This window comes from Psychrosphaera sp. B3R10, from assembly GCF_018861025.1.
In the GTDB taxonomy this organism is placed as follows: domain Bacteria; phylum Pseudomonadota; class Gammaproteobacteria; order Enterobacterales; family Alteromonadaceae; genus Psychrosphaera; species Psychrosphaera algicola.
This window is the reverse complement of record NZ_JAHKQH010000041.1, coordinates 14,908-34,803: the sequence shown is the minus strand read 5'-3', so window position 1 is coordinate 34,803 and position 19,896 is coordinate 14,908. Positions and strand designations below refer to the sequence as shown.

Genomic DNA, 19,896 nt, shown 5'->3' with positions numbered 1-19,896 from the left:
GTTAAGTACTCTTAGGTCAATAAAAGATAGGCATATTCGAACCATGTGATTTTATCTCGCATTCGCCGTGCCATTATATCTACGACTTTGACTTCAAGGGATCTGCAGATAAATGAAGCGCTTAAGAAAACAAAAAAATGCGATTGCGATTGGGTTAATCATCACCTTTTTGGCTATAGGACTAATAAACCCGCAAAACAAACTACTGCAGGAAAACATTTCAAAAATCGAAGGCATTATTTATGACCTAAGGCTCAACGCCACTCTACCGGATACCCCAAGAAAAAGTAGCCACAATATCTTTATTGTCGACATTGACGAAAAGGCGTTAGAAGAAGTTGGTCGCTGGCCATGGAGCCGTTCCACTATAAGCCAAATGGTTGAACAACTCAAAGAAGCTGGGGTCGTTGTTGTCGGATTCGACGTCGTATTTTCTGAACCAGAAATAAATCCCGTGGATACCTTAATCGACGCTGATGCTTTAAGTCACCTCTCAAAATCTAAACTCGCTGAATTAAGGCTTAAACTCGACGCCGATACGCAGTTTGCACAAACCATAGCGGACTATGACGTTGTTTTAGGTGGTCTGCTACAACATGACAAGTCAGTTGACGTTGGTACGCTTAAACCGTCTCCTATTGTCATGTTGGACCCTAAAGCCGTTCGAATATCTAGTATGCACTTTGCCGGAAAAGTTGCGAATGTTGAGGTCCTCCAAGAAGCGGCAATCTCGCAGGGCTTTTTCAATTCTGTCCCGGATTTCGACGGAGCAATCCGCCGAGCCGCTTTAGTGTTTGAACATAATGGCGTGTTATACCCTTCCTTATCTATAGAAATAGCTCGCGTATATGAGCTCGCCGATGAAGTCTTTGTTGAGACTAAACCATCTGAGGCATTTGAAGGAGCTCATGATATTTCAGCCATCAAATTTGGCACTAAACGACGGATAAAAACTGACTCATTTGGTCGAGTATTAATTCCTTATCGTGGGGGACAAAAATCTTTCCCATATTATTCTGCTACTGACATATTACATGGACGCATCGCCCCTGAATTACTCGAAGGTGGCGTTGCGTTAGTGGGCACATCGGCTGTTGGCATTGCCGATTTACGGGAAACCTCAGTCGGTATTCAATACCCAGGGGTTGAAGTACACGCCAATGTGGTTGAGGGTTTGCTTAATCCCGAGTTGTTTAAGTACCGTCCGATATTTTGGGAAGGTGCCGTAGCAGCGCAAATTGTTATTTGGGGGCTGATTTTATCATTCGTCTTACCCTTCGTCGGGCCTATGTCGATGGCGGTTTGGGGACTTGTTTCCATCGCAAGCATCGTTGGGTTTAATTTCTATCTCTGGCAAGTTGATCAAATGGACCTCCCCATAATCCATGCATTAATAGTGTCCATCGGGATTTCAATATTTAATATTGCAAAGGGCTTCTTTAGTGAAAATGCAAACAAACAACGGATCAAATCGATGTTTGACCAATATGTACCACCAGCGCATATAGACCAAATGTTAAGTGATCCATCAAGCGCATCATTAAAAGGTGAAAGAAAAGAAATGTCGGTGCTGTTTTCAGATATCCGCAGCTTTACCAGCATCTCTGAAAAACTCTCCGCTAATGATTTAAAAGACATGTTAAATGAATACTTTTCTCCAATTACCAAGAGCATATTTGAGCATGAAGGTACAATCGACAAATACGTTGGTGACATGGTTATGGCCTTTTGGGGGGCCCCTATCGACAACCCTAGACATGCTGAGTTATCGGTCATAGGTGGCTTTGACATGTTAAAAATCACCGCCTACTTACGGGAAGAGTTTGCGAAAAAGGACTGGCCGGCTGTGCGCGTTGGTATTGGGATAAATACCGGTGAAATGAACGTCGGTGACATGGGATCAGAATATCGTCGGGCATATACGGTGCTTGGCGACGCAGTGAATTTAGGTGCTCGTCTTGAAGGGTTAACAAAGTTTTATGGTTTGGAGTTTCTTGTTAGTGAATTCACCCGAGCGCAATGCCCTAATATCGCATTTAGGCCCGTGGACAAAGTAAAAGTAAAAGGTAAAGATTTGGCCGTCGCCATCTTTGAGCCCGTTTGCATGTTAGACGATTTGGACGATGTCACTAAAGTGGAAATCACCGATTTAGAATCGGCTTATCAAGACTACCTTGATCAAAAATGGGATAGCGCGGATCAAAAGTACACCACTTTGCTAGAGCAATTCCCAGAACGATACCTTTACAAAATGTATTTGGAACGCATTGAACAGCTCAGGCATGAAGACTTAGCAAGTGATTGGGATGGCTCGTTTACTCACACTTCGAAATAGCTCGAAATGCTCGAAATAGAGTGAACGACCAGAGCATTCGTTATTGGGCATTGTTAGATTTTAAAGCAATGCCCGTTTCAACTATGTATTTTGAAATTCACCCCAAACAAAATAAAAGTACTGAGGTTATAACCCTGTTTCTTTACCCTTAGCGTCTGGCATTGCCGTCATTGCATCTAATTCGTCAAACTTTTCCAATAGCGATTGAGCAAATTCGAAAAAGCTCATTTTGCCTTTACCGTCACTATTAGAGGCTTCATTACCCGAAGAATCTGGTAAGTCGACCTGTTCAAGTATTGAGCTTATCAATTGTTGCGGATGAGTAAAATGCTCCTTGGCAATGGTCAGGCTACGAGCTAACTCAGACGCAAATTTACCAATCGGTTTTAACTCGCTTAATACACTCGGTTTAAGTATTTCTTGTTCTGGTTGATAAGCCTGTATTGCTTTAACACTTCTTACTCGAGTCATGGAGAATGCAAAGGAACTGATCTCATTTGAATCAAATCCCATATTCATCGCTTTCTCAAATGCCTTGTTTACATCACCACCATAAAAGTCAGTCGCTAAATCATTAACGCTATTTAGAATATCGTTTATCGCTTTTAACTCGTCATCGTCGAGTTCACCGGTTACTGAAAACGCAAAGTTGTTTTCTTCTAAACTATCCGCTGACAAATAATTAAGCTGAGATTCGCCGAACTGTGTTTTTGTTGAGCCACTCGCTGACTCTGCCTGATAGGCCATTAATGAAGATGCGTTGATCGTAACGACATCTCCATCTTTTGTTTGCAATTCAAAACTAAAATCTCGAGCTTCACCCACTTGAACAGCGCTGTACTCAGCGAGCGTCTTACCAATATTTTGTCTTACTTCAGACTTAGAAGCTTTAGCAACAACGTCATTACTGCTAACAGCGCTATTGGCCAAGTCATTTACGTCGTTGTCAGAATTTTCAACTGCTGTTTCTGGTAGATACTTTTCTTTTAAAAGTTCTAATCCTGCAAGCACCTTTTCTTTGGTTAACGATATATCTTCATCAACTTCGGGGCTTAACAAGTTCATATCTTTTAGAACATCGTTGGCTTCGTCGTATCCCTTCTCAAAACCTTCTAAAGCAGCTTTTAATCTTGACTCGAGTTGCTCAGAAGTTGCGCCATCGGCCACATCATGTTTCAACCGCAATTCAACAAACTTTAAGATATTGTTTGCCGCAAGATTAGCTCGTTCTTCGCGTTCTTTAACTTCGAGTTCTTCTAAAGATGAATTTGCCGAAGGAAATTTTGCCTGCAGCGAGTCTTCAAGTCGACGATGAACCGTTTGCTGAAACATCGAAAAGCTTTTTTTATCGCTACTATTGTATTGATAGAATGTAATTTGTTCGTGTGCTTTCACACCTGTCGAACTAGATTCTTCCATTGACCTTGTTTTGTTATTTGACGAACTCGGCCCTAAGTTACTCATCAAATTTGTGTCTAATCTAATCATATAAATTTCTACCTATATCTACCCAAGATTGTTATCGGCCATAACCCCCATTAGTTAACATTTTTTATTATATCTTTTTTGTATAAATAACGAACAAAAACATATATCCCAAAAACATATTGTTTTCCAGCTAGTTAGACTGATGTTTTGTCTTAAAAAAATAATAAAGAATAAAAATTATTAATTAACAATAGACCCTAATGGGTATTTTGAGTCGTTTTAATCTAGTTTAGCTTTAGTTAAAAAGACTCAACTTTAATTCAATGTTTGAATTAAAGTTGAGTCTGTGGCCTTATCTATGCAACTTAATAAGCTCAATACTGTGGAATTAATGGAACTTGACCAGCTCAAAACCTACCTAATCAATAAGCCTGAAACATTAGAGACATTTCCATTTGGAGACGACGTTTCTGTCTATAAGGTCAAAAACAAAATGTTTGCATTGCTCGCATGGCGTGACGACCAATTAATGTTAAATCTAAAGTGTGATCCGGACGAATCGATAATGCTTCGAGAAATTTTTCCAACTATTAAACCGGGCTACCACATGAATAAAAAACATTGGATTTCTATTTATTTTGAAGACCCCATTCCAAAAGGCGAAATAGAACGATTGATAGATAACTCTTTTATGCTCGTCGTAAATAAAATGGCTAAAAAAGATCAATCGTCTATTTTATTACATTTATAATGTACTGAACTTTCACTTTCAATATATTGTGCCGTACCGCTCTTTATGAATAATCGCGAACGATTTTCGTCTCATCGCCCTCGTGCTAGCACATCATTTTTTAATTGGAGTGGTTCTACATATTGGCCTTTTTTGTCAGTCATTCTCAAAAATTCATTGTAAAAAAGGTGCCGTATAGGCAAAGTAGCGGCGACGTGAAATATTTACCGCGAAGTGATATAACACACTGTAAAACATCATCTTATATGGAATAAGACATTAAGGAGAATTCCGTGGCTTTTGATTATGGCTCTATAGATCTCGGTCTAAAAAACCCCTTTAAATTAGAGGGCAAAATCACTGCTCTAAGAGGAATTATTCAAACTATCGTTGGGATAAGTTTACTTGTCATCGCGTCGGGCTCCGTTAAAGAAGACCCTCGTATCGGCTGGATATTAATGATATTTGGTATGATCTCGCTTGGACTAGGTATCAAAATATTAGCATCTGGTATTTATAGTACATTACGCTATTTTGTCGGCAGAAATCACCCCACATCTCTTGCATATAATTTTAGTAAGTCAGAAACATCTACAGCACAAGAAGAAAAAAATGATGTTGCATATAATGCTAAAACATTAGAAGAAATGCTGGTTGGTCGAAAAAACAGCACCTTCGTTGAACCCGTCGGTTTTCTATCTCGTCTTTTACATAGCTTAATTCCAAAATTATTATTTTTACCTTTTCCTATACGAAATATGGCCCAGCGTTTATTTGGTTCGTGGGTAAGTACATTAGTAGCATTACTATCCTATGGTCTAATCGCTTTTGTTTCTTTAGCCGGGTTTGCCGGTGAAGCAGGTGAATTGGCATTCCCTATTTATAGCACCCTATTAATGTTTTATATCCTATTTTCATGGCGTTCTGCTGGTAAACCAATCCAACGTGATGCAGAAACTCAGATTGAAGCATTAGGCTCAGGTACACTAGCCAAAATCATTTCGTTGTCATTTGTCTTTCCTATCATCATTGGCCTTCTTGTTTCTTGGTTAATGGCACAAGGTAACCTAAACAAAGTGGATATAGATAATGCACTGACTCAATTGCCTGACTTTAATGCTGCGCTTTATCTTGTTGCGACTATCGTTTTAGCACTTATTTGCAGTGCCTTAATTTTTATTATGATCAAAGCTCGTCTAGGTAACTCTAATCCGGTAGCTGAAGTATCAGAACTTCGTGAAAATTGGCAGGAATCGGTACACCCTGAGGAAATTTTTATTAACCTCGATAACTTAGTCATGGCGAACCGCCGTTATAAAGAAGTGCCAAACCGAGTTTACAAGGAACTTGAACCACAACTGCAGGAACAAGTTGATGGTAAAGGTGGCTTTAAAGGCGAAATGATCCAAGAGATACAGCCGAAATTTAAGCCTTTATCATTAGGTAAAACCTTTCAAACTGCCCGTCTAGTTTCACTTATTTGTGGTAATGCACTTTATTTATTAGCCATTGCTTTTACTGTGCTATTTGCTTATTCCGCAATCGATATCATTCACTTTATCGACACGGTTAATATTGGCAACATTGAGCAAATAATAAATTCTGACCATCTATTGGAATTTAGTACGTTATTAATCGCAAGTTTTCACATCTTGCTTATTGGCTTTTTACTGCGTGCATTTGCAAGGCTACTGACCAATTGTGCTCATTTGTTCTATGCTGAAATGCAATTCGAGTCTCTGTTGGTCTACTTCAAGTGCGAAGGGACCTTTACTGAATCTAAAATTTCTACTGGTACTGGTATCCACGATAGCACTCGCTCTGAAAATACTTTGGTTCGAAGCAGTATTACGCCATGGATTATCGTTTCCCGCATCGTCTCTACTACATTTGCGGCGACTGGTATGAAAAACCTGGAGCATCCAAGACATATCATGGAGCTACATAAAGATAATGAGCAATTAGCCGCCATTAAAGCGGATGTCATTTCGTTCTTAAAAGACCGTGAATCTATAGCTTCAATTACCAGTGAACGAGATTTGGGGAATGCATCACAACTTTATCAGCTAAACCAGCAAACTAGAGCAAATCCAACATCAACGGCAGCGTTAGAACAAGATGAAGAAGCCGCGGGGTATTTGCGACAAGAAGAGGATCTTAATCCGACCGACAAAGGATAATTAATCTCTCATGAGCTATCTTTGAAAAATCAAAAAATACTATTTTTTGATTTTTCAATTATCCGTTCCCATTACCGAGTTTATGTTTATATCATCAAAATAACTGCACAATCCGCTGTTGATACACCGCGATTCCACCATCAGTTATGGCCAATAAATAAGATCAAGCATTTTTCTGGAATAGCTCATGATGTATTAAACAAACTCGAAAAAATGGGTTACAACTTGGTAGAAGGCGCATTTGGCGATCTACAAATTGTGATTAAGCAAGGTAATAAACTGCAAGCAGCTTCTGAATCTAACAAATTTAATCGAGGCGTAGCTAAAGTACTAGAGCAATAAATACGTAAACTCATCGTTTATTTAAAATCTGTTTACTTTACCTAACCTACAACGTGCGTTTAATTATTAGCGCACGTTGATTTTATCTCACTTAAAACTCTTCTAGAAATGACAACAACTAGCTTTTTTCTGAGCACACATCAAACACCGAACACCTGAACTAAAAAAGGCTCAACAATAATTGAACCCCAACGGTCATTATATGACCTAAAGTCATTTACAAAAGTGACCCCAGGTCACCACATCACTACACAACCAATTTCATCATTGTCGTAGCGATTTAATAGCCATTATTGCTCTGCAGATTTGCGCCGGCTTAATGCTAAGATCCTAGTCGACAAGCACTCATTTTTTAATAACCTTAATTAGTGCATAGTGTCTGCAGTATCTTAAAGTCATACATCGTTAGGTTAAATTGAAATTGCCACAAAACCTAACGGTTACATTCCGATTATATTGAACAAAATTCGCAGACAATCAAAGACCTAATAAAGCAAAGCTAGTCAGACAATAAACAAACTAAAATAAATTGATTTAGGGGGCTTGCATCAGATAATTTCTCGGCTAATATTCTGACTAAATGGAGTGCAAATTATTATTTAGTAAAATTGGTTTTGAGGTAAAAACATCTATGTCAGAATTTCATGGTTTTATGCAGTCTAGTGAGTTTTACGACGACAAAAACTTTCCAAAAGGGTTTAAGCGATCTGGAGATTTTACAATAGCGGAATCCGAGATATTGTCATCTTTAGGTTCTAGGTTAGCGCAACTTAAACAGAAAAAAGTTGCAGCAGAAACCGACGCAGAAAAGCACTTTTTGGAAATGTGTGAACACAACTTGCTACCAGAAAGTGTTGTTGAGCGTGTTTGGGCCAAGTATGAAAATATCATTACTACGGGTAAACCCAAATATACGTTAACGGCAAAAGCGGAAGATGTGGAAGACGATCCGGATGTCGACGATGACGATTTATAAAGATGTAAATGACTAAGCAAACTGGACAGCTGCTTAGACTAAACTCCAACGTAGCCTAATTTAATCATTAGTGTATGTATTGGGATCACGAGTCTGCACAAACAAAAAATCGCTGAACATCTTGTATTCAGCGATCTTTCACAGAGTAATTAAACCTAATATCACCCGTATTTACCAAAAAAGACTAACGGAGTACAGTGAGAATTTCGGCGCTAATAATCTCCTAGCTTGTCGTCAGAAAATTACATCAACGACGAATTTCTTATTACACCTACGGCTAACCCTTCAATTGCAAAGTCTTGGTAGTTCAAATCCACTTTAATAGGCGAAAACTCTTTGTTTTCTGCATGCAAGATAACTTGGCTACCGTTGCGTTCTAACCTTTTAACTGTCACATCTTCTTCTACGCGAGCAACAACGACCTGTCCGTCGCGAGCAGTTTGAGTTTTATGGACCGCCAAAAAGTCACCATCCATTATGCCGATATCGCGCATACTTTCACCCTCAACCTTCAATAAAAAGTCAGCGGCAGGGTTAAACATAGTTGGATCGACATTTATGTGGCTGTCCACGTGTTCCATCGCCAGTATTGGCGAACCCGCAGCAACTTTACCTATAACCGGTAGGCCAGTTTCCATCTGCGAAATATCTTCAGTCAAACGAATACCGCGGGATGTACCTGGCAATATTTCAATAAAGCCCTTTTTAGCTAGCGCTTTTAAATGGTCTTCCGCCGCATTAGCAGAACGAAATCCTAGTCTTGTGGCAATTTCGGCTCGTGTTGGTGGCATACCAGTATTCACGATGCTTTGTTTAATTAAGTCTAATATTTGAGCTTGTCGTTCTGTTAACGGGCGCATAAGTCTGTTTTTCCATACAGTAATGATAACTGTCAGTATATACAGTCATTTATAAACTGCAAATAGAAAAACTAAATTCATTTGTAGGATTTACGAACCGATTTGCTAAAATCAACCTCGTCTTTTTGAAAATCATTAATTAAGCGAAAAAATGTCTATTATTGCATCTGTATTTTATTGGTTAACTCGACCATTTATTCGTACCAAAGTTGTTATCGATGATTCACTCGATTTATCGACGTTGAGTCAGAATCAACAGATAAGTTATGTGTTAACCACCGATTCATTTACTGACAAACTTGCGTTTGAGCAGGCTTGTCGTGAACATAACTTAGCCTCGCCGTTTTCGAAACTTAAAATTCAGTTTAAGAGTTTTAACCGTACTTTTGGCGTTAAACCAATTAAGTCGATATTCAAAAATGAAAAAACACATATGCGGGATACGCTAGCAGAAGGTCAAAAAATTCTGCAGCAAGTTGAATTAAGCCAACAAGATGTCCTTTTTGTGCCAGTAATGATTTGTTGGGGTCGCTCGCCAGGGGTTGAACGCAAAGCAACCGATGACCAAAACAAAATTGGTATTTGGGATCTGGTAGCTGCAACGATTCAAGCCACGCCACTTCGAAAGTTTTTTATCGTATTATTTTCAGGTCGCCACAATTTTGTGCGAATTAGTAAGCCAGTATCCCTGCAAAAAATGGTCGCCAATCACGGTACTTCTGTGGATGCAGCTCATAAACTAATGCGTGTTGCGCGTATTCATTTCGAACGTCAGCGTTTAGTTGCAACAGGCCCTAAAATCATGGCTCGTCAGGCATTTTTTAACAGTATGCTGGCAAGTCCTGCGTTGAAAAGAGCGCTGCAAGATGAAATGAAAACCAAAGACATCTCTTTGGTTGAAGCGAAAAAGAACGCAAACAAACTGCTACACGAAATCGCAGGTGATTATAACGAGACTTACGTCCGATTCTTCTCACGAATATTAACTTGGGTTTGGAACAAGATTTATAACGGCATACGTGTCCATAATTCTGACGAGTTACGTGAGTTGGCGCAAAAAGGCCACGAGATTGTTTATGTTCCTTGCCACCGCAGTCATATGGATTACTTATTGTTAACCTATGTAATCTATCATCAAGGGCTTGTTCCGCCTCACATTGCGGCGGGTATTAACCTCAACTTTTGGCCTGCAGGGCCTATATTTAGAAAAGCCGGCGCATTCTTTTTAAGACGCAGCTTTAAGGGCAACAAGTTATATTCGGCCGTATTTCGTGAGTACCTTAGCCAGCTGTTTATTAAAGGTTACCCAGTCAAATATTACACTGAAGGTGGGCGTTCTCGTACGGGTCGTTTGTTACCACCCAAAACAGGTATGTTGGCGATGACAATCCAAGCCATGTTACGTGGTATAGACCGACCTATTACGCTTGTCCCTGTTTACATTGGCTATGAACATGTAATGGAAGTAAATACTTACCTAAAAGAATTGCAGGGTAAAAATAAAGAAAAAGAATCGGTATTTGCGATCTTTAAGGCACTTCGTAACCTTAAAAATTATGGCCACGGTGATGTCAACTTCGGTAAGCCAATTAATTTAAACGAGATCCTAAACCAAACAGAACCTGACTGGCGGTCACTCATAACAGTTGACGACGTTGTCAAACCAAAATGGTTAACACCTGTTGTAAACCACACGGCAAATTTAGTAATGGAAAACATCAATGACGCCGCCGTTATCAATACCGTAAACCTTTGTGCGATGGCGTTGTTAACGTCAGAAAATCACGCTTTGCCGCGTGACGAAATGGATGAATTAATTGAGTTCTATTTACAATTACAGCAAGCGGTTCCATATTCAGACAAGGTGAAACTACCTAGTTTAACCAGTAGCGAAGTCATTGATGAAGCCATCCGTTTAGAGAAAGTGGAATCTGAGAACGACGAATACGGCACGATTATTCGTCTTGACGATACCAATGCAATATTAATGAGCTACTACCGCAATAATGTCGTTCACCTTTTTGCGGTACCGTCTGTAATCGCAGGGATCATATTAACCCGCCGAAACTCAACAAAACGAGACGTAGTCGAAATTGTATCTTCGCTTATTCCTCTTCTACGTGACGAGTTTTTCATGACGATCACCGACTTGGAATTATATATCGATAATACTATTGAATACTTCGAGTCCCATGACGTTATTCAACTAAATAGTGATGGCGAATTTTTGGTTGACCGTCAAAGTGATGGTTACTCTCAGCTGAACCTATTGGCCCGTATAATGAAAGATACCCTACAACGATATGCACTCACGTTTAATCGCGTAGCGCAACTTGACGGCGTACAACGTGGCGAATTGGAACGAGATTGTTTGAAGCTAGCAAAACGTTTACTCAAATTACACGACCTAAAAGCACCTGAGTATTTTGATAAAAAAGTCATCTCAGGATTAGTAACATGTATTCGAGAGCAAAAGCTGGTGAAAATAGATGAAGCGGGCTTAATGCACCTATCAACTGAAGGCGAACAAACCGCAAACTACATTAACAGCTTGTTAAGTACTGAAGTTTTGCAGTCGTTAAAGTCATTAGGTTAGACAAAAAATAATGCAATAAAAAAGGTCGACGCTTTACACGTCGACCTTTTACTTATCTGTTATCTAACTTTTAGATAATCTTGCGTTTGAGACAAATTTATTTTCGAGGAAACTTTTGTCGGTCGCGAATAACACCTTCTTGAGTTGCCGACGCAATTAAATTACCTGCTTGGTCAAAAAATTGCCCTTTAACAAACCCTCGGCCGCCACTCGCACTGGTACTTTCCATGTCATATAAAATCCATTCATCCATCCGAAACGGACGATGGAACCACATCGAGTGGTCTATTGTGGCAACTTGCATGTCTCGTTGTAAAAAGCTTTTTCCATGCGGAAACAAAGCCGTAGGTAAAAAATTAAAGTCCGATGCATAAGAGAGTAAATAGCGATGAACCCGCGGGTCGCTAGGTAAAATGCCGTTCGCTTTAATCCAAACTTGGCGACGTGAATTCATCACCTTCGGATTAAATGGGTTGTTAACCTGTACATGCCTAATTTCAATCGGCTTTTCACAACTAACGATATCATGTAAATGCGGTGGAATTTTATCAATGTTTTCCTGATAAAACTCGTATTCAGAAAGTAAACCATCAGGACCTGGCACGTCAGGTTTAGCAGCCTGATGCTCATAACCAAGTTCTTCACTTTGAAATGACGCTGTCATATAAAAGATCGGCTTACCAAATTGAATTGCTTTAATCCGACGTGTGCTAAAGGAACCACCGTCACGAATATTTTCAACGTCATAAATTATCGGTTTACGGTCATCCCCTGGACGCAGGAAGTAGCTATGAAAGGAATGCACAAAACGTTCATCCACAGTCTCTTTGGCCGCACTTAACGCCTGACCAATAACTTGTCCACCAAATACATGACCAAAACCTAAGTTTTGGCTTTGTCCACGGTAAAGACCTTCTTCTATTTTTTCTAAACTAAGGTGCGTTAATAGCTGGTCGAGTACTTCACTCATTATACGTCCTTTCCTTTACGGACAAGCGTCCAGTCAATTTCTTCGTGTAAAATACGGTCAAGCGCAACATAATGCAGCACATCACCTGTTGTGATTAGTGAGTCACTAGCCGGGTTTAGTGTCATGTCCAAACCGATACGATCTTTAGCGACAGCAAGTAAAATCGCATTATGATGTTGTTTAAAATAGTAAAATAATTGACCAAACTGAACGTTACCAATATCTTCTGGTACTTGTGTAGAAAACTGAGTATTACCTTGAAGCGTAGACATCAATTCGTCATGTAATCGGCTGCTACCTGGGTCTTGCATTGAACGTACAAGTATCTCAGCCGTTTTAGAGCTATTGCATTCAACATTATCAGTATACTTATTTAACATTTCAACTTTCGTCTCGTCGTCAAAGTAAGCACTTATATGGCAATCATCCGCCACTAAAGGACTGAGTTTTAAAGCGCACGTAAATGTCATGTCGTCGGTAATGCAATCCACTATTATCCGATCGGCTTCCGCCACGTTGACCCGCTTCAATTCATCGTCATCAGTAAACGAAGAAAGACGAGCGAATTCAACCATTGGATTATCTAAAAATGGATGCTCCATATCTTCAAAAACACACAATAATATTGTGCGTTGCATGCGGCGTTTGTCGCCAAGTATGTGTTCGATAATTTTTGCGGTACGAGTTTCATGCCAGCCAAAAATTAAAATGTGCGTATCTAAGTGACTAAAATCTTTTTCGCCTGTCATAACTTGCCTTAATACTTTTGTTACTGATTGTCCTAATTTACCTAATAGTGCCCCAAAAATTGCCAATCCTAATGGGATTTGCACCAGCGCGACTATCCATTTACCCGCCTCTGTAGTTGGACTCATATCGCCAAAACCAACCGTACTTGTTGTCACGACGTAGTAATAGACAAACGCATCCCAACGAGTTAGTGCCGACTCTCCAGCACCCACCAGCGCTAACCAACTTATCGCCGCGTGGGCAATAAATAGCAGGAAGATAGTATTCCAAGTAACCTGACTAAATTGTATTTTCAGGAATCGTATTAATTGATTAACGACCAACTAGAGACTCTCCTTTTGTTTAGTATTTGAAATGTACTTTTGAATTTGTTTTTCTAGTACCAACAGCGGCACAGAACCATTCTTAAGCACAGTATAATGGAATTCACGGATATCAAATTTATCGCCAAGTTGTCGCTCAGCTTCTTGTCGTAATCGTGATATCGTAAGTTCACCTATTTTATAAGACAACGCCTGAGCAGGCCATGAAATATAACGATCTATTTCAGTTTCAATATTATGCTCTGAAAGCGCGGTATTAGCTTTCATATAATCGATAGATTGTTGCCTTGTCCAATCCTTCATGTGCATACCGGTATCGACGACTAATCGACAAGCGCGCCACATTTCATAGGTTAAACGTCCAAAATTAGAGTATGGGTCTTCATAAAACCCTGCTTCTAGTCCCAGTTTTTCGGCATACAGGCCCCACCCTTCACCAAAGGTCGACATATAATAATTTGAGCGATAAGCTGGCGTATCAGTCATTTCACGGGACAACGAAATTTGCAAATGATGACCCGGAACTGCTTCGTGTAACGTTAGTGCTTCTAATTCGTACAAAGGTCGACGTTCAAGTGCATAGGTATTAACCCAATAATAGCCGGCGTCTGTATCTTTAGACGCGCCCACATATCGCCCAGTTGTGTACTTTGGCGCAATATGATCTGGCACCGGCGCAACCCCATAAGGTGTTCTTGGTAAATGCTTAAATAACTGGGGCAGTTTGGCATCCATTTTTTTAGATAGATAAGCCGCTCGCATCAATAGCTCTTCTGGTGTCTTGGCATAAAACTGCGGGTCGGTTCGCAGAAACGCTAAAAACTCACTAAATGAACCAGAAAAATTTACCTGCTCAATAATCGACTGCATTTCTGCTCTTATTCGAGCCACCTCCTGCAATCCTTTCTGATGAATTTCTTCCACAGACATATTTGTCGTTGTGTAATGCAGCGCTCGGTTTTGATAAAACTCGCTACCATTTGGTGTGTACTTAACCCCGATGGTGTCACGAGCTTGCGGAAAATACTGTTGATTGAAGAAGTTAAGGTAACGCTTATAAGAAGGTACAACAAAATCGCTAATCGCAAGTTGAGCGGCATTTTGTAGCTCTGCTATTTCAGGCTCTGAATATAAATCGCCTATCTGAGTAAACGGACGGTAATAGACACTTTCTGTTGGCACTTTTGTAATAAAGGCTTTTATGGTGCCATCGTATCCAGCAAGCACTGCTTTGGGTTGACTATTCCCCTTTTTTAGCCCTTCGTTCATCCACTTTATTTGCTGGTCAAAGTATTTTGGAAAGGCTTTTAATCGAGCAATATAGTTGAATAGACTTTGTTTAGATTTAACATTCACACCACTTGGTAAAAAAGCCAATGAGGTATGAAAACCGCCTTCTGCGGTTAATGGCATTTGATGACTTTTAAATCGATATTCATCAGCAATGTTTTGTAATCTATGGGTCAGTACAACGTGGTTTATTTGTTCTTGTTCCGATAGAGAAGCAACATCAATATCCGCTAATAGTTGTAACTGTTTTAATGTTTGTTCGTACTCTTCGTGAAGCTTTTCTGCAGAAAGATCTGGCAATTGCCCAGCCCGCGGATCATCACTATTGGGATCCGCAGAAAAAGGTAACTGAGCTTGGCGGTATTCCCAAATAGTGTCCGACACACGATTAAAGTTTTTAGATGCATCCGGAGTGGCGGCACAACCAGCCAGCAGACAAATTGGTAAAACCAACAAAAGTAATTTCATTTCACTTAATTCCCTAATAGTTTACGCCATCCGGATTTTGGTTTTTCCAGAGTCACTACTTTACTTAATGTTGCATCCCAAAACGGAGTTAATAGACTCGTCGCAAGTTTTGTGAAGTCATGTTTATCAGCCCCAAGATCACTATGAGGTTTTGATAAAACCCAAGCGGTAGCAATTAATGCCAAGCTACGTTGCAACAAGGCATTCCATTCTTTTGCCGTGACATCCGGATTGAGTTCTTTAAAAGTAGGGACTAAGCGTTTAAATTCATTTACTTTACGAGTTTGAAATCCAAAATGAAATTTGTCATCAACCTTTGGCTCTAACATAGCGTCACTAATTCGATACAACTGACCTAGGGTCGGTTCTTGCTGCCAGTACTCCAACAAAAATTGACAAATATCATCTAAGTTGTTTTCTTCAAATTGTTGCATTTTACGAGCAATATCCTGTAACCACTTTTGAATATGGCGCTCAAGAAGCGTTAAAAAGATAGCTTCTTTACTCGTAAAATAGATATAGACCGTACCTTTGGCAATGCCTGCAGCGGTAGCGATTTGACTGGCAGAAGGCAGTTCACCTTTGTTAGTTTTAAATAACTGCTCGGCGGCATCAATGATGCTATTTGTTCGATCAAGTTTTTGCTGCTGGCTTTTTGCTTTTTTCATTTCCATTCGTATGACCTAAATTTACTTACTGTAATCGTTCACTTTTGCTGTCCATCAGTAAATATTACAGTATTTTCTTGACCTTAAAATAAAAGAATCTTAGTTTATAACATGAATATAAGGGAATGTTCATTAACCCTGTTGTGAATTTACAACACGATAATCACATTTTGTTCTTGTTGCTTATCCGTAGCGCAGCAGTACAATGTGTCCAAGTTTTATTTGCGTTGAAAATCGCCCTGGAGTCTGTGCGGCATGAAATACCTTGATACCATAGAGCAAGCTGACGGCATGTTACAAAAAACGTTAGGTTTTTTGAAACAACATCGTTTGCCAGCCAATCCCATAAATTATGGGGTTGTATATGAGTATATGGCTGAAACAAATAAGGACATTTCAAAAACATTAGACCGTGATTTAAAGGCCGGCAAAACCATAGATTCATTTTTGATGGAGTCATTGTACAAAGACTTCATTTTACAACAAGACGCCAAGCAAGAAGCCATTGTTGATGATGTTCACAATGTCGTATCCACCACGCAAAAACATGCAACAAAAGCACATAAAGACACGTCGAACTATATCTCTATATTAGATGAAGGCATGTCGATGTTAGACCGTGAAGACACAACGTTGTCGAAACAGGTCATCGACCGACTCATTAAGATTTCTTCCTCGATGAAAAATTCTCAGACCGTATTGTTGAAAGCGTTACGCCAAGCACAGGCGAAAACAGCGGAACTTCAACAACAAATAGATGAGTATGAAGAAAGTAAACAAATCGACCAACTTACTGGACTATTTAATCGCTCGGTTTTAAACCAAACTGTCGACATGTGGGTCAGTAACGATGTTCAAAACATCGCGGCGATTGCCATAAACCTCGATCACTTTAAACAATTTAATGATAACTACGGTGTCACGATAGGAAACGTAATTTTATCTAAAGTTGCTCAGAAAGTTAAAAGTTACGTCGCGGATAGCGGCTTGCCGGTTCGCACCGGTGGTGAAGAATTTTTGATCATGATCCCTGAGGCTGATGTACATACTGCAGGTGAGATTGCCGAAAAAGTGCGCCAAGGCGTAGAAAAATTACAATTTGTTAATGCTAAAAACCGTCAACGATTACCCAAAGTTACCGTTTCCCTCGGTGTAACATCATATAATCCTAAAATCGGAATTGAAGGTACGTTACAAAAAGCCACATCGGCAATGAGAATGGCTAAGGCAACCGGACGAAATCGAGTATTTACCGACAGCTAGTAAACGACACAGCGATTTTATAGCCCTAAGAGTACTGCTGCACTAAATTATTGTCTCCCCTTCTCAAAATGGGATACAGGTTACTAAACCTTGCAAATTAGATTTGCTCATAAATTGACAGTGGTTTTGCTATTAAGAATCCTTGAACGCCGTATGCACCTACTTCTTTTGCTAAGTCTAGCTGTGTATGAGTTTCTATATTAGGAATAACCGCATTAACACCTAGTTTATCAACGAGATCACAAATCATACTTAAGTAGTCTTTGTTTGCCGACGAGTCTTCATGGTTAATATACCGGCTATCGAGTTTTAGCCAATGAACTTTCATATCAGAAAATCTCGCCAAACTACTTGAGCCACGACCAAAGTGGTCGATTGCAATTTGCACCCCCATATTGGCGATTCTAAAACTGGCTTCGCGCGCAGTTTGGCAGTGAGACAAATCTATTTCATCAAATTCCATGATCAAATTATTAGCCAACCCCGGTGAGCTTTCTAACATTTCCACTAACCATTTCATAAACTCTTCGGACTTAAGTGAAAATGCCGATACATTGATAGAAATTTTGCCCGCGACAGCGCCAAATAAAAAATGTTTATGAAGTTCTTCTAAGATCCGTTGGTCAAGCACTGCAGTTACATCAAATTTTTCAGCCATTGTAATAACAGTACCAAGTGAAACAGGCTGATCGTTGACCGTCAACTTCGTATATAGCTCGGTAAACAACAAGGTATTTTGACTGGTGGAAACTACAGGTTGAAGAAAGAACTCAACTCGTGCTGTTTCCATCGCTGCTAATAACTCTCCTTTAGAACCATAAACCGTTGAGCCCGCCTCATTAACAACGGAGCTATCAACATAAAACCGTTTACCTTGGGTAATCGCATGTTTAAGCGCAGTATCAACTCGTTTTAACAGTGATTTGTTGGTATCCGTTTCTAAGAGCTCAACTGCACCTAAAACGGCACCGCCGTATATTTTTAAAGGCGTGCAATCGACCATCTGCTTTGCAATGTCTTTGGTAAAATCAACAATTTCCTGCGCCCCAAAATGCAATAACAAAACGCCCATTTCTTGTTCGTTCAATTGAAATAATTGAATGTTTTTGCCTAAACCATGGGTTCGTTCGACGCTATTTTTTACAAATTCAAGTACCGTTTTATAGGTAGGAAAACCCTGTTCGAGTTTCAACTTACCCAAATTAGTTAAATGCACGACCACCAAGCCGCAATGAACCTTGTCATTTTCTGTGTTAATCACATCGGTTATGGCAGAGTTAAAGTATTCGCGGTTAGGTAATCCCGACACGGTATCGTGATAAACGCTATGTTTGAGTTCATCCATCCGTTCCTGTTGCGTATCAAACAAAATTTTAATTTGTTTGGTCATATCATTGTGGGCTTGAATCAACTGCTCAAACTCAGCAATACCTGACCGAGTTTCTATTTGTGGATAATGTTTATTAGCAACAGCTGCCGCCTGGCGTTGAACCGCGCTAATGGGGCGCAATACAATATTAAAAAGAGCGAGCCCTAAAGCCCATGCGATAAGTCCGACAAAAATAGTAATAGATAACATGTCGGTAAACTGTCGCCAAATAAACTGATAAAACGCATATGGATGTATTTCAACTTCCAACTCGCCAATTTTATCAATACCGCGATACAGTTCTTGGCTTCCCATTATAACTTCTAGTGGCAATATCGTTTGGAACCAAAGCGGCACCCCCGCGGTAGCGCTGAGATCAGTACGTTGATATAAAACGGATTTAGTGGCATCCGCTGCAAACAAACTAATACGTGAATAATTCCCCGCATCATAAAAACTGTCTATTTTGGCTTGATAGAGTTCTTGGTTTGCAGACATTAACGCCAAATGGAGGGGGTCAGATAAATATTGGGCAGCAGTATTCGATTGATTCACTAACTCTTGCACCGTAAGTTGCCTTACGTTTAACAAAGAAAGCCACGCGTATCCGGCGACTAAGAGGGTAATAATTAAACTGTGGATTACAAACAGCTGACGGGAAAGTTTCAATTCAACACCTCAAAAGATCACAAATAACAATTCAGCGACAATTCACTATTAAATTCGAGTTCCAGCACGACTAAAATGCACCGACGCAGGGTCGATTACAGATACCACCGACAAGTGTTGTAAATTTAAATGTTCATTAAATTCAGCTTTATCTAATACTTGGTCACGAAGCAAAATACGAGCGCCATCACTACTGTTAAATAATAAGGCTACTTGATTATGATTATTTTGATTTAAATAGACCAACCGAAAAGCAGATGAGTCAAAGCCTAGTTGAGATAACATCGACCATTTCATAAATGCTAATTCAGCGTCATTCGCCGTTCCCGTTTCAAAAACATCGTTATAGAGTTGCGAAACATGAGTAGCATTTAAGTTATTGGATTGAATTTGAGCAGTCAGCGCCTGAACTCGACTGAGTTTTTGATTTTTATCTAAAGTGTGTTTTTGCAATTCTAATTGTTGCCACTGAACACGCAAAAGCGCTTGCTGACTGGCATCGGCAAGGTTCATGGTGTAAATCAATGACACGATAAAAATAAGTATGCGCATAAGGTGCTTTTTTTTATTGTTATTATTTTGTCAGTCTAGCAAAGAAATTAGATTTGGTTAAGTATTCTACAATTCGATATTCTGATTTTTTCTTTGGTTTCGCCTACACAATTCAGTAAACTAGCTT

General features: G+C 39.7%; 15 protein-coding genes. 7 read left to right on the top strand and 8 right to left on the bottom strand.

Going from position 1 to position 19,896, the window contains the following annotated elements:
• Positions 1 to 112: 112 nt before the first annotated feature.
• The gene (locus KO525_RS15020; protein ID WP_215964657.1) at positions 113 to 2,335 is read left to right on the top strand and encodes a CHASE2 domain-containing protein; all 2,223 of its coding nucleotides are present in this window, start codon (positions 113 to 115) and stop codon (positions 2,333 to 2,335) included.
• Positions 2,336 to 2,461: 126 nt separating this feature from the next.
• On the opposite strand, the gene KO525_RS15015 is transcribed toward KO525_RS15020, so the two are convergent.
• Positions 2,462 to 3,823: a DUF5610 domain-containing protein gene (locus KO525_RS15015; RefSeq protein ID WP_215964656.1), complete on the bottom strand. Its 1,362-nt coding sequence runs from the start codon at positions 3,821 to 3,823 to the stop codon at positions 2,462 to 2,464.
• A 298-nt stretch (positions 3,824 to 4,121) separates the two neighbouring features.
• Here KO525_RS15015 and KO525_RS15010 point away from each other — a divergent pair, with 298 nt between their 5' ends.
• The 4 genes from KO525_RS15010 to maoP all read left to right on the top strand — a co-directional run bounded on the left by KO525_RS15010 (position 4,122) and on the right by maoP (position 7,991).
• Positions 4,122 to 4,514, top strand: coding sequence for an MmcQ/YjbR family DNA-binding protein (locus tag KO525_RS15010; RefSeq protein WP_368668240.1), 393 nt, complete (start codon positions 4,122 to 4,124; stop codon positions 4,512 to 4,514).
• Positions 4,515 to 4,786: 272 nt separating this feature from the next.
• Positions 4,787 to 6,673 (top strand): hypothetical protein, encoded by a 1,887-nt coding sequence (locus KO525_RS15005; RefSeq protein ID WP_215964655.1) that lies wholly within the window; start codon positions 4,787 to 4,789, stop codon positions 6,671 to 6,673.
• A gap of 21 nt (positions 6,674 to 6,694) precedes the next feature.
• Positions 6,695 to 7,015 carry a gamma-glutamyltransferase gene (locus KO525_RS15000; protein ID WP_215964654.1) on the top strand — a complete coding sequence of 107 codons (321 nt, stop codon included), beginning with the start codon at positions 6,695 to 6,697 and terminating at the stop codon, positions 7,013 to 7,015.
• Between the two features lie 631 nt (positions 7,016 to 7,646).
• Positions 7,647 to 7,991, top strand: a complete 345-nt coding sequence (gene maoP, locus KO525_RS14995) for a DUF413 domain-containing protein (protein WP_215964653.1) — start codon at positions 7,647 to 7,649, stop codon at positions 7,989 to 7,991.
• A 242-nt stretch (positions 7,992 to 8,233) separates the two neighbouring features.
• Here maoP and lexA read toward each other — a convergent pair whose 3' ends face one another.
• On the bottom strand, positions 8,234 to 8,851 hold the full coding sequence (lexA, locus tag KO525_RS14990; RefSeq protein WP_215964652.1) for a transcriptional repressor LexA: 618 nt from the start codon (positions 8,849 to 8,851) through the stop codon (positions 8,234 to 8,236).
• 151 nt (positions 8,852 to 9,002) lie between these two features.
• On the opposite strand from lexA, the gene plsB reads away from it, so the two are divergent.
• Complete coding sequence (gene plsB, locus KO525_RS14985) at positions 9,003 to 11,447, top strand: glycerol-3-phosphate 1-O-acyltransferase PlsB (protein WP_215964651.1); 2,445 nt, start codon at positions 9,003 to 9,005, stop codon at positions 11,445 to 11,447.
• Positions 11,448 to 11,544: 97 nt separating this feature from the next.
• Here the strand turns inward: plsB and tesB are convergent, their stop codons facing one another.
• The 4 genes from tesB to KO525_RS14965 are packed head-to-tail and all read right to left on the bottom strand — an operon-like array spanning position 11,545 to position 15,922.
• Positions 11,545 to 12,417, bottom strand: coding sequence for an acyl-CoA thioesterase II (tesB, locus tag KO525_RS14980; RefSeq protein WP_215964650.1), 873 nt, complete (start codon positions 12,415 to 12,417; stop codon positions 11,545 to 11,547).
• Positions 12,417 to 13,490 (bottom strand): potassium channel family protein, encoded by a 1,074-nt coding sequence (locus KO525_RS14975; protein WP_215964649.1) that lies wholly within the window; start codon positions 13,488 to 13,490, stop codon positions 12,417 to 12,419. Before KO525_RS14975 ends, tesB begins: the two co-directional genes overlap by 1 nt.
• Positions 13,491 to 15,248: a DUF885 family protein gene (locus tag KO525_RS14970; RefSeq protein ID WP_215964648.1), complete on the bottom strand. Its 1,758-nt coding sequence runs from the start codon at positions 15,246 to 15,248 to the stop codon at positions 13,491 to 13,493.
• 5 nt (positions 15,249 to 15,253) lie between these two features.
• Positions 15,254 to 15,922, bottom strand: coding sequence for a TetR/AcrR family transcriptional regulator (locus KO525_RS14965; protein ID WP_215964647.1), 669 nt, complete (start codon positions 15,920 to 15,922; stop codon positions 15,254 to 15,256).
• A gap of 249 nt (positions 15,923 to 16,171) precedes the next feature.
• Here KO525_RS14965 and KO525_RS14960 point away from each other — a divergent pair, with 249 nt between their 5' ends.
• Positions 16,172 to 17,179: a GGDEF domain-containing protein gene (locus KO525_RS14960; protein ID WP_215964646.1), complete on the top strand. Its 1,008-nt coding sequence runs from the start codon at positions 16,172 to 16,174 to the stop codon at positions 17,177 to 17,179.
• Between the two features lie 97 nt (positions 17,180 to 17,276).
• Here the strand turns inward: KO525_RS14960 and KO525_RS14955 are convergent, their stop codons facing one another.
• Both KO525_RS14955 and KO525_RS14950 read right to left on the bottom strand, forming a co-directional pair.
• On the bottom strand, positions 17,277 to 19,217 hold the full coding sequence (locus KO525_RS14955; protein WP_215964645.1) for an EAL domain-containing protein: 1,941 nt from the start codon (positions 19,215 to 19,217) through the stop codon (positions 17,277 to 17,279).
• Positions 19,218 to 19,265: 48 nt separating this feature from the next.
• Positions 19,266 to 19,769 (bottom strand): hypothetical protein, encoded by a 504-nt coding sequence (locus KO525_RS14950; RefSeq protein ID WP_215964644.1) that lies wholly within the window; start codon positions 19,767 to 19,769, stop codon positions 19,266 to 19,268.
• Between the last annotated feature and the right edge of the window lie 127 nt (positions 19,770 to 19,896).